The organism is Streptomyces sp. E-08, assembly GCF_049913095.1.
Lineage (GTDB): Bacteria > Actinomycetota > Actinomycetes > Streptomycetales > Streptomycetaceae > Streptomyces.
This window is the reverse complement of record NZ_CP183971.1, coordinates 1,399,827-1,414,677: the sequence shown is the minus strand read 5'-3', so window position 1 is coordinate 1,414,677 and position 14,851 is coordinate 1,399,827. Positions and strand designations below refer to the sequence as shown.

15 protein-coding genes, 1 pseudogene and 1 riboswitch are annotated in these 14,851 nt (G+C 73.4%); of the genes and pseudogenes, 3 read left to right on the top strand and 13 right to left on the bottom strand.

The genetic code is table 11. The features are described 5' to 3' along the window. Positions 1 to 62: 62 nt before the first annotated feature. A complete protein-coding gene (purB, locus tag ACN9MM_RS06430) occupies positions 63 to 1,505 on the bottom strand; it encodes an adenylosuccinate lyase (RefSeq protein ID WP_382860501.1) in 1,443 nt (480 codons plus the stop codon). 96 nt (positions 1,506 to 1,601) lie between these two features. Further along, positions 1,602 to 2,384, bottom strand: a complete 783-nt coding sequence (locus tag ACN9MM_RS06425; RefSeq protein ID WP_426362731.1) for an SGNH/GDSL hydrolase family protein — start codon at positions 2,382 to 2,384, stop codon at positions 1,602 to 1,604. 63 nt (positions 2,385 to 2,447) lie between these two features. Here ACN9MM_RS06425 and ACN9MM_RS06420 point away from each other — a divergent pair, with 63 nt between their 5' ends. Beyond that, positions 2,448 to 3,503: a maleylpyruvate isomerase N-terminal domain-containing protein gene (locus tag ACN9MM_RS06420; protein WP_426362730.1), complete on the top strand. Its 1,056-nt coding sequence runs from the start codon at positions 2,448 to 2,450 to the stop codon at positions 3,501 to 3,503. Positions 3,504 to 3,562: 59 nt separating this feature from the next. Here the strand turns inward: ACN9MM_RS06420 and ACN9MM_RS06415 are convergent, their stop codons facing one another. From ACN9MM_RS06415 to bioB, 8 genes are all read right to left on the bottom strand, one after another. Then, positions 3,563 to 4,582 (bottom strand): hemolysin family protein, encoded by a 1,020-nt coding sequence (locus tag ACN9MM_RS06415; RefSeq protein WP_426362729.1) that lies wholly within the window; start codon positions 4,580 to 4,582, stop codon positions 3,563 to 3,565. Then, entirely contained in the window at positions 4,579 to 5,919 is a 1,341-nt protein-coding gene (locus tag ACN9MM_RS06410) for a hemolysin family protein (RefSeq protein WP_426362728.1), read from the bottom strand. The genes ACN9MM_RS06415 and ACN9MM_RS06410 overlap by 4 nt, the downstream gene beginning before the upstream one ends. A gap of 172 nt (positions 5,920 to 6,091) precedes the next feature. Then, positions 6,092 to 6,520: a GNAT family N-acetyltransferase gene (locus ACN9MM_RS06405; protein ID WP_426362727.1), complete on the bottom strand. Its 429-nt coding sequence runs from the start codon at positions 6,518 to 6,520 to the stop codon at positions 6,092 to 6,094. 40 nt (positions 6,521 to 6,560) lie between these two features. Next, on the bottom strand, positions 6,561 to 7,223 hold the full coding sequence (locus tag ACN9MM_RS06400; RefSeq protein ID WP_426362726.1) for a class I SAM-dependent methyltransferase: 663 nt from the start codon (positions 7,221 to 7,223) through the stop codon (positions 6,561 to 6,563). A gap of 12 nt (positions 7,224 to 7,235) precedes the next feature. Further along, a complete protein-coding gene (locus ACN9MM_RS06395; RefSeq protein WP_383663547.1) occupies positions 7,236 to 7,580 on the bottom strand; it encodes a VOC family protein in 345 nt (114 codons plus the stop codon). 4 nt (positions 7,581 to 7,584) lie between these two features. Beyond that, entirely contained in the window at positions 7,585 to 8,316 is a 732-nt protein-coding gene (bioD, locus tag ACN9MM_RS06390) for a dethiobiotin synthase (protein WP_426362725.1), read from the bottom strand. An 81-nt stretch (positions 8,317 to 8,397) separates the two neighbouring features. Next, positions 8,398 to 9,696, bottom strand: coding sequence for an adenosylmethionine--8-amino-7-oxononanoate transaminase (locus ACN9MM_RS06385; RefSeq protein ID WP_426362724.1), 1,299 nt, complete (start codon positions 9,694 to 9,696; stop codon positions 8,398 to 8,400). Beyond that, positions 9,689 to 10,921 carry a biotin synthase BioB gene (bioB, locus tag ACN9MM_RS06380; RefSeq protein ID WP_426362723.1) on the bottom strand — a complete coding sequence of 411 codons (1,233 nt, stop codon included), beginning with the start codon at positions 10,919 to 10,921 and terminating at the stop codon, positions 9,689 to 9,691. Before bioB ends, ACN9MM_RS06385 begins: the two co-directional genes overlap by 8 nt. Positions 10,922 to 11,064: 143 nt before the next feature. On the opposite strand from bioB, the pseudogene ACN9MM_RS06375 reads away from it, so the two are divergent. Together ACN9MM_RS06375 and ACN9MM_RS06370 are read left to right on the top strand one after the other, a co-directional pair. Further along, positions 11,065 to 12,242, top strand: a pseudogene (locus tag ACN9MM_RS06375) (8-amino-7-oxononanoate synthase). A gap of 170 nt (positions 12,243 to 12,412) precedes the next feature. Next, positions 12,413 to 12,850 (top strand): ATP-binding protein, encoded by a 438-nt coding sequence (locus ACN9MM_RS06370; protein WP_426362722.1) that lies wholly within the window; start codon positions 12,413 to 12,415, stop codon positions 12,848 to 12,850. Between the two features lie 66 nt (positions 12,851 to 12,916). Here the strand turns inward: ACN9MM_RS06370 and ACN9MM_RS06365 are convergent, their stop codons facing one another. From ACN9MM_RS06365 to ACN9MM_RS06355, 3 genes are all read right to left on the bottom strand, one after another. Continuing rightward, entirely contained in the window at positions 12,917 to 13,393 is a 477-nt protein-coding gene (locus ACN9MM_RS06365; protein WP_382860536.1) for a C40 family peptidase, read from the bottom strand. 3 nt (positions 13,394 to 13,396) lie between these two features. After that, positions 13,397 to 13,518: riboswitch (cyclic di-AMP (ydaO/yuaA leader) on the bottom strand. Positions 13,519 to 13,918: 400 nt separating this feature from the next. Further along, a complete protein-coding gene (locus tag ACN9MM_RS06360) occupies positions 13,919 to 14,224 on the bottom strand; it encodes a hypothetical protein (protein WP_426362721.1) in 306 nt (101 codons plus the stop codon). A gap of 7 nt (positions 14,225 to 14,231) precedes the next feature. Then, a complete protein-coding gene (locus ACN9MM_RS06355; protein ID WP_426362720.1) occupies positions 14,232 to 14,849 on the bottom strand; it encodes an ATP-dependent Clp protease proteolytic subunit in 618 nt (205 codons plus the stop codon). Positions 14,850 to 14,851: the final 2 nt, after the last annotated feature.

Here is a 14,851-nt window from a genome sequence, read left to right as displayed (position 1 = left end):
GTCGGGAACGACGCAGTCGCGGGCGGCCTCCAGCTCCTCCTGGGTGAACCGGGGAGTCCGGGTCAGAGGATCGCCCCGGGGGTGTACGCGGCGGCCTCCGGGTGTTGCTTGAGGATCTCCTCGATGCGGGAGACCACGGACGCGACCTGGTCGGCGGCGGCGCCCGTGAAGGACAGCTTGTCGGCCATCAGCTCGTCGAGCTGCGCCCGGTCCAGCGGGATCCGGTCGTCGGCGGCCAGCTTGTCGAGGAGCTCGTTGCGCTCGGCGCCCTGCTCGCGCATGGCGAGGGCGGAGGCGACGGCGTTCTCCTTGATGGCCTCGTGGGCGACCTCGCGGCCCACGCCGGCGCGCACGGCGCCCATGAGGACCTTCGTGGTCGCCAGGAACGGCAGGTAGCGGTCGAGCTCGCGGGCGACGACGGCCGGGAAGGCGCCGAACTCGTCGAGCACGGTGAGGAAGGTCTCCAGGAGGCCGTCCAGCGCGAAGAACGCGTCCGGCAGCGCGACGCGGCGGACCACGGAGCAGGACACGTCGCCCTCGTTCCACTGGTCGCCCGCCAGCTCACCGGTCATCGAGGCGTAGCCGCGCAGGATGACCATGAGGCCGTTGACGCGCTCGCAGGAGCGGGTGTTCATCTTGTGCGGCATCGCCGAGGAGCCGACCTGGCCGGGCTTGAAGCCCTCGGTGACCAGCTCGTGGCCCGCCATCAGGCGGATCGTCTTGGCGATCGAGGACGGCGCGGCGGCCAGCTGCACCAGCGAGGTGACCACGTCGTAGTCGAGCGAGCGCGGGTAGACCTGGCCGACCGAGGTGAAGGCGTGCGCGAAGCCGAGGTGGCCGGCGATCCGCTGCTCCAGGTCGGCGAGCTTGCCCGCGTCGCCGCCGAGCAGGTCCAGCATGTCCTGCGCGGTGCCGACCGGGCCCTTGATGCCGCGCAGCGGGTAGCGGCCGAGCAGCTCCTCCAGGCGGGCGTACGCCACGAGCAGCTCGTCCGCCGACGTCGCGAATCGCTTGCCGAGGGTGGTCGCCTGGGCGGCGACGTTGTGCGAGCGGCCGGCCATGACCAGCTCCGCGTACTCGGCGGAGAGCTTGCCGAGGCGGGCGAGGACGGCGACCGTACGGTCCCGCATCAGCTCCAGGGAGAGCCGGATCTGCAGCTGCTCGACGTTCTCGGTGAGGTCGCGCGAGGTCATGCCCTTGTGGACGTGCTCGTGGCCGGCGAGGGCGTTGAACTCCTCGATGCGGGCCTTCACGTCGTGCCGGGTGACCTTCTCGCGCTCGGCGATGGAGCCGAGGTCGACCTGGTCGAGAACGCGCTCGTAGTCGGCGAGGGCGGCGTCCGGAACCTCGATCCCGAGGTCCTTCTGCGCACGGAGCACGGCGAGCCACAGCTGACGCTCCAGCTTCACCTTCTGCTCGGGGGACCAGAGGACGGCGAGCTCCGCGGAGGCGTAGCGGCCGGCCAGAACGTTGGGGATGCGGGGCTTCGCAGTCACAGCAGTCACGTGGACAGAGTTTACTGGTGGTTTCTGCAGGCCAGCGCCACGGTCCGGTGTGGAGCTTGCTACGAGACGCAGGTCACGCGCACGGGGGCGCCGGGGCTACGCACCCGCCGGGGGCTCGTACGGCAGGAGGTCGGGACGCTTGGGTGCGCGGCCGTCCCCCGAGGAGCGGCCGGTCAGGCGCCGTCCGATCCAGGGCCCCAGGTGCTCCCGGGCGAAGCGGGCGTCCGCGACCCGGCGGCTCGCCCAGCCGGGCCGTACGGCCGGGGGCAGCGGCGTGCGCCAGTCCTCCTCCGGCGCCAGGCCGAGCGTCTGCCACACGGCCTCGGCGACCCGCCGGTGCCCGTCGGGCGTCAGGTGGAGCCGGTCCACGTCCCAGAGCCGGGGGTCGCCGAGCGACGGCGCCCCGTACAGATCGACGACCAGGGCGCCGTGCTCGGCGGCGAGCCCGTCGATGTGGGCGAACAGCTCCTCCATGCGGGGCCGGAAGCGCTCCATGACCGGGCCGTTGCGGCCGGGGCTGCGCATGAGGACCAGCTGCCCGCAGGAGGGTGTGAGGCGTTCCACTGCCTCGGTGAGCAGGTCCCGCACGCGGACCATGTCGACCTTGGGGCGCAGGGTGTCGTTGAGCCCGCCGACCAGGGTCACCACATCGGCCTTCATGCCTGCGGCCAGGTCGACTTGCTCGTCGACGATCTGTCCGATGAGCTTGCCGCGCACGGCGAGGTTGGCGTAGCGGAAGCCGGGCGAGCGGGCGGCGAGCCGGCCCGCGAGGACGTCGGCCCAGCCCCGGTAGGAACCGTCGGGCTTCAGGTCCGACATACCCTCGGTGAAGCTGTCCCCGACGGCGACGAGACTGTTGTACGTGGCATTCATCTCCATGGCGGAGCGATCATACCGTGCGGTATGCGCGGGCGCCGTGGAGAACCCGGGAGGGGAGATCCGATGAGCGACGCGCTCCTGAGCACGCTGGCCGAGGCGCTGGCTGAGCTGGTGACGGCGGTCGATACCTCCGACGACGAGGTCCTCGATCCGGACACGGCCGTGAAGTGGCTGGAGAACACCGGGCACACCCTGTCCGGACTCGGGGCCGCCGACCGCCGCGCCCTCGACGGCCTCCTCCGCGAGGCCGCGCTGCGGCAGCCGCCCGGCCCCTGGCGCGAGGACCTCCTGAAGGTCTCCGAGGGCTTCGGGCTCACGGAGGACACCCACACGGCGGGCTGCGACGCGGCCCTGGAGGGCGCCCGGCGCTTCGCGGCGACCGTCCGCACGGCCGACCCCGCGACCCCCGTCCCCACCTGCCCCGGCTGGACCCTGGCGGACCTGACCCGGCACCTCGGCACCGTGCACGGCTGGGCCGAGCACGTCGTACGGACCGGGGCCACCGCCCGGGTCCTCGCCCGCGACGTCCCCCTCGACGCGCCCGGCGACCCCGCCGCGTACCCCGACTGGCTCGCCGCCCGCGCCGAGCGGTTCGCCGCCACCGCGCGCGGGGCCGACCCGGACGCCCCGGTCTGGTCGCCCGGCGCCGACCCGCACGTCCGCCACTACCCCCGCCACGTGCTCTTCGAGACCCTGGTCCACCTCGCCGACGCCGAGATCGCCGTCACCGGGGCGGCGGGACCCCTCGACCCCGGCACGGCGGCGGACGCCGTCGACCACTTCCTCGGGAACGCTCCGTACATCCCCTGGATCGCCGAGCCGCTCGCCCACCTCGACCGCGACGGCGCCGTCCTGCGCCTCGCCGCCCGCGACACCGGCGCCGTCTGGACCCTCACACTCGGCGGGGGCGGCTTCACCTGGAGCCGGGGGAGCCGGGGGAGCCAGGCCGGGCCGGGAAGCCCGGGGAGCGGCGGCGCGCGGCCGACCGCCGGTGTCACGGCGGACACCGGGGAGCTGCTGCTCCTGCTGCACCGCCGGTACGCGGCCGACGACGCGCGCTTCACGCACACCGGCGACCGCGACCTGCTCGACGACTGGCTCGCGGCCACAGCGCTCTGACACGCCGGAAGGGCCCCGGGATCCACTCCCGGGGCCCTTCCCTGCGGCGCGTCAAGGCGTCACGGCGCCGCGGGGCGCCCCACCAGCTCGCGCAGCACGTCCTCCATCGTCACGAGACCGGCCGGCTTGCCGTCCTCGTCGAGCACGGCCGCCAGGTGGGTCCGGCTGCGGCGCATCGCGGTGAGGACGTCGTCCAGCGGCGTCGCGGCCCGCACCCGGGCGATCGGCCGCAGCGCCGACACCGGGAACGGCAGGTCGCGCGGGGTGATGTCCAGGGCGTCCTTGACGTGCAGATAGCCCAGGATGCGCCGCTCGGCGTCCACCATCGGGAAGCGGGAGAACCCGGTCCGCGCCGACAGCGCCTCCAGCTCCTCCGGAGTGGTGCCGACCTGTGCGTACACCACCTTCTCGGCCGGCATCACGACGTCCCGCACGGGACGGCGGCCCAGTTCGAGGGCGTCGTGCAGCCGCTCGGCCGCCCGGTCGTCCAGGAGGCCCGCGTCGCCCGCGTCGGTGACCATCCGGGCCAGCTCGTCGTCCGAGAAGGTCGCCGCGACCTCGTCCTTGACGTCCACCCGCAACAGCCTGAGCAGGGCGTTGGCGAAGGCGTTGATCGCGAAGATCACCGGCCGCAGCGCCCGCGCGAGCGTCACCAGCGGCGGCCCGAGGAGAAGGGCGGAGCGCGTCGGCTCGGCGAGCGCGATGTTCTTCGGCACCATCTCGCCGAGCAGCATGTGCAGGTACGTCGCGACCGACAGCGCGATCACGAACGAGATCGGGTGCACGAGTCCGTGCGGGACACCGACCGCGTCGAAGACCGGTTCGAGCAGGTGGGCGATGGCCGGCTCGGCGACGATGCCGAGGACCAGGGTGCAGAGCGTGATGCCGAGCTGCGCCGCCGCGAGCATCGCGGAGACGTGCTCCAGGCCCCAGATGACGCTGCGCGCCCGCCGGTTCCCGGACTCGGCCAGGGGTTCGATCTGACTGCGGCGGACGGAGATCAGGGCGAACTCGGCGCCGACGAAGAAGGCGTTGACGACCAGGGTGAGCAGACCGATCAACAGCTGGATCGCGATCATCGGCCGGCCTCCCCGGACTCGTCCCCGGCGTCCTGCGCGGGGGCGTGCAGCAGCACGCGCGCGGCCCGCCGGCCCTGGGCGTCGACGACGTCGAGCCGCCAGCCGGCCAGCTCCACGCTGTCCCCGGCGGCGGGGATGCGGCCCAGCTCGTGGGCGACGACGCCCGCGAGCGTCTCGTACGGGCCGTCCGGCGCCCGCAGGCCGATGGCGGCCAGCTGGTCCGTACGGGCGGCGCCGTCGGCGGACCACAGCTCACGCCCGTCCGCGTCCTCGCCCGCCCGCGCCAGGTCCGGCGTCTCGTGCGGGTCGTGCTCGTCGCGCACCTCGCCGACGACCTCCTCGACGATGTCCTCCAGGGTGACGACCCCGGCCGTGCCGCCGTACTCGTCGATGACGACGGCCATGGTCTGCCTGCCCGACAGGCGGTCGAGCAGCCGGTCCACGGTGAGCGTCTCGGGGACGAGCAGCGGCTCGCGCAGCATCTCGCCGATCCGGCGGCGGGGCCGCTCCTCGGCGGGTATCGCGAGGACGTCCTTGATGTGGGCGATGCCGACGACCGCGTCGAGGCTGCCCCGGTAGACGGGGAAGCGGGACAGGCCGGTCGCGCGGGTCGCGTTGGCGACGTCCTCGGCGGTGGCCTGCACCTCCAGGGCGGTGACCTGCACGCGGGGCGTCATCACGTTCTCCGCGGTCAGCTCGGCCAGGTTGAGGGTACGGACGAAGAGCTCGGCCGTGTCCGCCTCCAGGGCGCCCTCCTTCGCGGAGTGCCGGGCGAGCGCCACCAGCTCCTGCGGGGAGCGCGCCGAGGCGAGTTCCTCGGTCGGCTCCATGCCGAGGCGGCGCAGGATCCGGTTCGCGGTGTTGTTGAGGTGGCTGATCAGCGGCTTGAAGGCGGCCGTGAACACGCGCTGCGGGGTGGCCACCACCTTCGCTACGGCGAGCGGGGAGGAGATCGCCCAGTTCTTGGGGACCAGCTCACCGACGACCATCAGGACGACGGTCGACAGGGCGGTGCCCAGGACGAGGGCGAACGAGGAGGCCACCGAGGCCGAGAGCCCGATCGCCTCCATGGGGCCGCGGAGCAGTGCGGCGATCGAGGGCTCGGAGAGCATGCCGACGACCAGGTTGGTCACGGTGATGCCGAGCTGCGCGCCGGAGAGCTGGAAGGTGAGGGAGCGGACGGCCTTGAGGGCGCCCGCCGCACCCCGCTCGCCGCGCTCGACGGCGGCTTCGAGCTCGCCGCGCTCGACCGTGGTCAGGGAGAACTCGGCCGCGACGAACGCACCGCACGCGAGAGCGAGCAGGAGCGCCACCACGAGCAGAAGCACTTCGGTCATCGGTTCACCTCCGTCCCATGATCAGTCAGCGGGAGGGGGATCGCTCGATGTCGATGGTCGGAACCAGTGCTACTGGGAGGCTCGCCCATGGGCGGACGCTCACACCTTTCGGTCGTCGGGATGAGTCACCATGGTAAAGGACCGGCAAAGTGGTGCGATGATCGGGCCGCTCTTACGAGGTGAACGGCTTCACCCACCGGCGCCACTGCTCCTGCCGCTCGTACCCCGCGGCTCCCCACGCGGCGTGCGCCGTCTCGTTCGCCACCAGGACCATCGCGTCCGCGCGACGCCCGCCGAGCGCCGCGAAACGATCCTCCGCCGCGCGCAGGAGCGCCGACGAGATGCCGAGCCGGCGGTGTGAGGGCAGCACCGCCAGCCGGTAGAGCGAGGCCCGCCACCCGTCCCAGCCGGCGATCACGGACCCCACGATCCGCCCGTCGGGCAGCGTGGCCAGGATCAGCGCCTCGGGATCGCGCTCCAGGAGCCGGGTCACCCCGCGCACGTCGTCCGAGATGGACGTCCCCTCGGCGGACTCCCGCCAGAACTCCAGCACGGCCTCCGCCTCGTCGCTCACGGCGGCGCGAATCTTCACATCGATCATGGCCCGATCCCATCACGCGGCACGGCGGCGCTGCCAGGGATTACCGCCGGGCCGTGCCCAGGACACAGGGCGAGGACGGCAGCCGGGGGCCCTGCTCCGGCACGTCGAAGGCGCGGTACGAGACGAGGTCGAAGCCGGCCGCCCCGATCGCCGCGACCGGGCGGCGGGCGGTGTGGCAGCCGCCGAAGAGCAGCGGCCAGACCGTGCGGTCCAGGACCCGCTGCACCCGTGCGAGGCCGGGCGTGTCCGCCGCCCCGTGCTCGAAGAACCGCAGCTCGCCGCCGGGACGCAGGACCCGCCGCAGCTCGGCGAGGGCCGCCGGCACGTCCCGTACGGTGCAGAGCACCAGCGAGGCCACCGCCGCGTCGAAGGATCCGTCCGGCCCCGGCAGCGACTCGGCCGTGCCCGCCACCACGGTCACCGGGACCGGAGCCCGGCGCGCGGCCTCCACCGCGAGAGCCCGCAGATGGGCCTCCGGTTCCACGGCGACGACCTCGGTGACCCCGGCCGGGTAGTGCGCGAAGTTCAGACCGTTCCCGGCACCGATCTCCACGACCCGGCCGGAGAGCCCGTCGAGCAGCTCGGTCCGCAGGGCACCGAGCCCGCCGCGCGCGTCGGCGGAGGCGCTGAACCGGGCGTAGAAGCGGGCGAACAGCGGATGGTGCACGCGCGGAGCGCGGGCCGCCGCGGGATCCGGAGCCATCACGGCCGCCCCTCAGCCCGTCACGAAGCAGAACTCGTTGCCCTCCGGGTCCCGCATGACCTGGAAGGAGCCCTGCTCGTCGGTGACGAGCCCGCCGACCGTGACCGCCCCGAGCGGCAGCACCTCCTCGGCCGCCCGAGCCGGGTCCGGCACCTCCAGGTCGAGGTGGAGCCGGTTCTTCGCGGACTTGCCCTCCGGCACCCGCTGGAAGGCGATCCGTACGAACTCCGGCGGATCCACGTACGACCAGTCGTCGCTCCGGTCGACGGGTTCGCCGCCGAGGAGCCCGGCCCAGAAACGGACGAGCGCCGCCGGGGCCCCGCAGTCGAAGACGATCTCCTGAACGTGTGCGCGCATGCCGTCAGCCTACGGAGACCGGGGCCGCGTGCACCCCCGCGAACGCCTCCGCGTCCCACGTGCCGCCGAGCTCCGGCGCCAGCCAGCCGCCCGCCGCCGCCCGGAACTCCGCCGGGTCGAGCGTCCCCGAACCCTCCGGTACGGCCCCGAGCAGCGGAGCGCCGGCCGCCTCCGGCAGGTCCCCGAGGTTGCAGCGCTCCGCGAGGTCCGGCGCGTCCGGCCAGCTGCCGACGACCACGCCGAGCTGCTCGATCCCGCGCGCCCGCAGCGCCTCGGCCGTCAGGGTCACCGAGTTGAGCGTGCCCAGACCGGCCTGGGCCACCACCAGGACCGGGGCGCCGAGCAGCGCGGCCGCGTCGGCGAGCGTGCCGCCCTCCTCGTCGAAGCGGACGAGGAGCCCGCCCGCCCCCTCCACGAGGACCAGGTCGTGCTCGGCGGCCAGCTCCCGGGCGGCCTCGGCGACCTCCCGGGGCCCGACCGGGGCGAGCCCGGCCCGGCGGGCGGCCGTCCCGGGGGCCAGCGGCTCCGGGAAGCGGCCCAGCTCGGCGGAGGCCACGGCGCCCGAGAGCCGTACGACCTCGTCCGCGTCGCCCCGCTCGTCCGGCCCGACGCCCGTCTGCGCGGGCTTCAGGACGGCGACGGACCGCCCGGCGGCCGTGGCGACGGCGGCGACGGCCGCGGTGACGACGGTCTTGCCGATCTCGGTGCCGGTACCGCTGACGACGATGACGCTCATGAAGGAAGGTGTCCTCTCTCGCTGATGTACAGGGGGCGACCGGGCGGGACCACGCCGATCGGGGCGCGGTCCCGCCCGCGGTCAGCCCGCGGCCGCGGCCGCCCGCACCGCCGCGCAGATCCGGGCCAGGTCCTCGTCGCCCGTCACGTACGGCGGCATCGTGTAGATCAGGTCGCGGAACGGGCGCAGCCACACGCCCTCCCGGACCGCCGCGCGCGTCGCCGCCGCCATGTCGACCTCGTGGTCGAGCTGGACGACGCCGATCGCGCCGAGCACCCGCACCTCGCGGACGCCCGGGAGCCCGGCCACCGGGGCGAGCCCGGCCCGCAGGCCCGTCTCGATCCGCTTGACCTCGACCTGCCAGTCCTGGGAGAGCAGCAGGTCGATCGAGGCGAGGGCGACCGCCGACGCCAGCGGGTTCCCCATGAAGGTCGGCCCGTGTGCCAGGACGGGGACCTCACCCTGCGAGATCCCGTCGGCGACGCGGCCCGTGCAGAGCGTGGCCGCCATCGACAGATAGCCGCCGGTCAGCGCCTTGCCCACGCACATCACATCGGGGGAGACCCCGGCCTGGTCGGCGGCGAACAGCGCGCCCGTCCGCCCGAACCCGGTCGCGATCTCGTCGAACACCAGCAGGACGTCGTGCGCGTCGCAGGCCTCGCGCAGCACCCGGAGGTACGCCGGGTCGTGGAAGCGCATCCCGCCGGCGCCCTGCACGACCGGCTCCACGATCACCGCGGCCAGCTCGTGCGCGTGCTCGGCGATCCGGGTCCGCAGCTGCTCCGCGTACGACTCCTCGTACGCGGCCGGCGGCGCGTCCAGGAACACCTGCCGCTGGAGCACCCCCGTCCACAGCTCGTGCATCCCGCCCTGCGGGTCGCACACGGACATCGGCTGCCAGGTGTCCCCGTGGTAGCCGCCGCGCCAGGTGAGGAGCCGCTGCTTCTCGGGGCGCCCCAGGGAACGCCAGTACTGCAGGCACATCTTGGCCGCCACCTCGACGGAGACCGAGCCCGAGTCGCTGAGGAAGACGTGCCGCAGCGGTTCCGGGGTGATCTCCACGAGCCGTGCGGCGAGCCGGACGGCCGGCTCGTGCGTGAGCCCGCCGAACATGACGTGGCTCATCTTCTCCAGCTGGCCGCGCACCGCCTCGTTGAGCACGGGGTGGTTGTAGCCGTGGATCGCCGACCACCACGAGGACATGCCGTCGACCAACTCGGCCCGCCCCTCGGCGGGTTCGGCGAGCCGGAGCCGCACGCCGGACGCGGACGCGACGACCAGCGGCTCCGCCCGGCCCGGCATGGGGCCGTAGGGATGCCAGACGTGCGCCCGGTCCAGGGCGAGGAGTTCGCCGTTGCCGAGGCGCTCGCCGTCACGCATTCGGCGCGAGGTCCGTGCCGGCGCCCCGGCGGCGCACGGCCACCAGGTCGGTGCGTGCCTCGTTCGCGGCGGGCGCCGCCGGAGCCGCGTGACCGCCGCAGGGGCCGCAGCCGCCGCCCTCCTCGCCGTGCGAGCCGCAGCCGGCCGAGGCCTCGGAGCCGCAGCCCGCCGAGGACGCCGTACCGCAGCCGCCCGTCGCGCCGGCCGCCGCGAGGGCGTCCGCGCGGTGCTTCGGCAGCGTGGTCGTGCCCGCGCCCTCCACCTCGAAGCCCGCGTCCGCGATCATGTCCAGGTCGGCCTGGCCGGCCTGGCCCTCGCTCGTCAGGTAGTCGCCGAGGAAGATCGAGTTCGCGATGTTCAGCGCCAGCGGCTGCATCGAGCGCAGGTGCACCTCGCGGCCGCCCGCGATCCGCACCTCGACGTCGGGGCAGACGAACCGGACCATCGCGAGGATCCGCAGGCAGCGCTGCGGCGTGAGGTTCCACTCCTTGGCGAGCGGGGTGCCCTCGAAGGGGATGAGGAAGTTGACCGGCACCGAGTCCGAGTCGAGCTCGCGCAGCGCGTAGACGACGTCGACGAGGTCCTCGTCGGTCTCGCCCATGCCCGCGATCAGACCCGAGCAGGCCGACAGACCGGCGGCGTGCGCCTTCTGCACGGTGTCCACCCGGTCCGCGTACGTGTGGGTCTTGGTGATCCCCTCGTACGTCGCCTCGGACGTGTTCAGGTTGTGGTTGTACGCGTCGGCGCCGGCCTCCCGCAGCCGCTCCGCCTGGCCGTCCGAGAGCAGACCGAGGCAGGCGCACACCTCGACGCCCTCGTTCTGCTCCTTGATCGCCTCGATCGTCTTCCCGACGCGCTCCACGTCCCGGTCCGTCGGACCGCGGCCGCTGGCCACCAGGCACACGCGCTTGGCGCCGCCCGCGACACCCGCCGCCGCGGCCTGCGAGGCCTCGTCCGGCTTCAGCCACGTGTACTTGAGGATCTCGGCCTTCGAGCCGAGCCGCTGCGAGCAGTACGAGCAGTCCTCGGGACAGAGACCCGACTTCAGGTTGACCAGGTAGTTGAGCTTGACCCGGCGCCCGAACCACTGACGGCGCACCTTCCCGGCCGCCGCCACCACATCGAGCAGTTCGTCGTCGGACGTCGCCAGGACGGCGAGCGCTTCTTCACGGGTCGGCAGCTCGCGCCGCAGCCCCTTCTCCACCAGTGTGTTCAGGAGGTCCATAACCGGAGATCCTTGCCTACCGCCCGCCCCCGGGCCAAGGAGGATCCGAACAAACGCCCCCGATAGAGGTGTGTGGATGACCACATCCCGACCTCGGCATCCTCCGGTTAGGGTCTGTGCGCTGCCTACAAAAGGATCGCCGCATGCCACGGGACGACGACGCGCGGGCCGGGGGCCCCCGCCGCACCGCCTTCGACTGGACCGACGCCGAGGCGCGCCGCCGGGCCGAGGCCGGTCTCGTACGGACGCTGCGGCCCCGTGCGGCCGAGTCGGACCTCCTGGACCTGGCGGGCAACGACTACCTCGGCCTCACCCGCCGCGCCGAGGTCACCGAGGCGGCGGCCGAGGCGGCCAGGCGCTGGGGCGCCGGCTCCACCGGCTCGCGGCTCGTCACCGGCACCACCCGGCTGCACACCCGTCTGGAGCGCGAACTCGCCGAGTTCTGCGGCTTCGAGGCGGCCCTCGTCTTCTCCTCCGGCTACACGGCCAACCTCGCCGCGCTCACCGCGCTCGGCGGCCGGGACGCCCTGATCGTCTCCGACGCCTCCAACCACGCCTCGATCGTGGACGGCTGCCGCCTCGCGCGCGCCGAGACCGCCGTCGTCCCGCACACCGACCCCGAGGCCGTCGCCAAGACCCTGGACGCGCACCCGGGGCGCCGGGCGCTGGTCGTCAGCGACTCCGTCTTCTCCGTCGACGGCGACAAGGCCCCGCTCCGCGAGCTCGCCGACGCCTGTCGCGCGCACGGCGCCGGGCTCGTCGTCGACGACGCCCACGGCTTCGGCGTCCTGGGCGACGGCGGCCGGGGCGCCCTGCACGAGGCCGGGCTCGCGGGCGACGAGGACGTCGTCGCCACCCTGACCCTCTCCAAGTCCCTCGGCAGCCAGGGCGGTGCCGTCCTGGGCCCGGCCCGGGTGATCGAGCACCTGGTGAACGCGGCCCGCACCTTCATCTTCGACACCGGGCTCGCCCCGGCCGCCGCGGGCGGCGCGCTCGCGAGCCTGCGTCTGATCGCGGCGGAACCGGGCCTCGCCGGGGGGCGCGTACGGTCGCCACGACCCTGCATGGGCTCCTCACGGAGGCCGGTCTCACCGCCGCGCGGCCCGACGCGGCCGTCGTCTCGGTCCACGCGCCCTCCCCCGAGGCGGCGCTGCGATGGGCGGCGGACTGCCGCGAACAGGGCCTCGCGGTGGGCTGCTTCCGGCCCCCGTCCGTCCCGGACGGCATCTCGCGGCTGCGTCTCACGGCCCGGGCCGATCTGTCGGACGCGGAGATCGGGCGCGCGGTGGAGACGATCCTGCGGACGATGCCGGCCGTCTGACATCCCGTCGGGAGGCTCAAGGGCGGTCACCGGCAGCAGAGTTCACCGCTTCGGGCGACAGATGGGGACATATCTTGGTGGAACGCCCGCTGGGGCGGCAGGATCGGTGGGACTCTGACGCGAAGCGCGATCCGGGGCCGAAGCCCCGGCGGGAAAGGGACAGCGTCGCCATGGCAGACCACCAGGAAGCATCCGTCACGCTGCCGAGCGATCCCGCGTCGGTCCCCACGGCCCGGCGGTACGTCGCGGAGGTCCTCGGCGGATGGGGCCTCGACGGCGCCGACGACCTGGCGGACGCGATCCGCCTGATGGTCTCGGAACTGGCCACCAACGCGGTCCTGCACACCTTCGGCCAGTCGCCGACCTTCACGGTCGACGTCCGCCTGGAGCGCGATGAGCGCCTGTACATCGGCGTCACCGACAGCCACCCGCGGTGGCCCCGGCGGCTTCCCGCGGCGGTCCAGCAGGACAACGGCCGGGGCATGGTCATCATCCGCTCCCTGGCGGCCGAGGCGGGCGGCCGGCTCTCGGTCACTCCGACCGAGGAGGGCGGCAAGACGGTCTGGATCACCCTCCCGTGGACCGGGGCGGCCGCCTCGTACGCCTGACGCCCCGGCTCCGGGGGTGCGGCGGCGCCACCGCACCCCCCGGACCGGGTCAGTGCCCGGCGGGCGTCATCGGACGCGGCCGTAGTAGACCTTCGACGTCCAGATCCTGTCGAGCTTCACCCAGGATCCCGTCTTGGGCGAGTGCCAGATCTTGCCGCTTCCGGCGTAGATGCCCACGTGGTAGACGCTCCCGCCGGAGTGGAAGAAGACCAGGTCCCCCTTCTGTCTGCTGGACGCGGAGATGTGCCGGGTCTTGTTGTACTGCTGCTGCGCGGTGCGGGGCAGCGACTTGCCCGCCTTCTTGTACGCGTAGAGCGTCAGACCGGAGCAGTCGAACCTCGTGGGTCCGGTGCTCCCGTACCGGTACGGGGCTCCCTTCTTGGACGCGGCGACGCTCAGTGCCTTGTTCGCGTATGTGGTGGCTGCCTGGGCCTCGGACGCCGCACCGGGTGCGAGCATCGTGCCGCCGACGGCGGCGAGGGTGAGAGCCGAGACGGCTCCGGCCCGGGACAGCAGGGACGGGACGTGCATCTGCGCAGTCATGCGCAACCCTTCGTCAGCCGCCTGCGAAGGATGACCTGTCGGGTTCGGGCTGGCGAAGATGCCCGGCCGCGGCTGCGGCTTCACCCCAAGGGACGGCCCCGCTGCGGAAACAGCGCGTACGTCCCGTACTGCTCGGGTCCTCCACTCCTGCCGATCCACTCCTGTCGACCAGACATCCGGGACAGCGGCAGGACTCGGCGTCCGCCCGGACCGCCCCGCCTCGGATGGCGGGGGCTTGTCGTCGACAGGGATCTTGACCCACACCGAGGGCGAAATCCGAGCTGAAACGGCGATATGTGAGGCTCCTCACGACTGATCCGTTCGGGTGGACAGGCTGCTTTCGTGATCGTCGGAGGTTTGGCCCACGAGCCTCGCACCAGCAACGGAGTGCCCGATTCCGCCAGATGCGTACACCTGTTGCGCAACTCACCCCGCACATATGTCGACTCGTCGACTACGCCGAACGGGGGAGCGATTCTGCGAGCCGTGTCGGCCGTCCGGGCCTCGACACGACATGCCGGAATGTCAACTCTCTGGTGTGCGGTGGATGGTGACGCGGCATGTGCGGCGCTCTCCGTCCAACACCCGCAGGGCGCGCGCCAGGGTGTCCGCGTGCACCTCGCTCTCGCCCCGCACATGCATGAGCGTCAGGGCCTCGCGCAGCGCCTCCGCGCGTCCCACCAGGGCCTGCGCCGCCCGTAGTGCCCCATAGGTATGCGTACTCCTGGATGGGTTGATCTTCCCCAGGAGGTCGACGACTTCGAGGTACGCGTCGATCAACTCGCCCTCGGCCCGCGTCAGCGCGGGCAGCGGCGGCAGCTCGGGCACCACGGCCGGCTCACCGCGCCGCGCCGGTGTCGCGCCGGCTCGTGATCACGTGGTCCACCAGGCCGTACGCGACGGCCGCCGGCGCGTCCAGGACGGTGAGGCGGTCGATGTCGGCGTCGATCCGCTCCGGGCTCCGTCCGGTGTACTCGGTGAGCATCCCGGCCACCAGGGCGCGCAGCCGCAGCAGCTCGCGCGCGTGGATGTCGAGGTCGCTCGGCTGTCCCTGGAGGGGTTCGTCCATGGCCGGCTGACGGAGGGTGATCCGGGCGCCGGGGAGGACGAGCCGCTTGCCGGGGGTGCCCGCGGCGAGCAGGACGGCGGCGGTGGACGAGGCCTGGCCCAGGCAGGTGGTCTCCACGTCGCAGGAGAGCGTCTGCATCGTGTCGTGGATCGCGGTCATGGCGGTGATCGAGCCGCCGGGGGAGTTGATGTAGAGCGAGATGTCCTGGCCGGGGGCCGCGTGGTCGAGGTGCAGGAACTGCGCGATGACGTCGTTGGCCGAGATCTCGTCGATCGGCGTGCCGAGGAAGACGATCCGGGCCTCCAGGAGCTTCGAGTACGGGTCGAGGGTCCGCGTTCCGAAACTGGTCCGCTCCGTGAACTCGGGCAGGACGTGGCGGGCGTCCATGG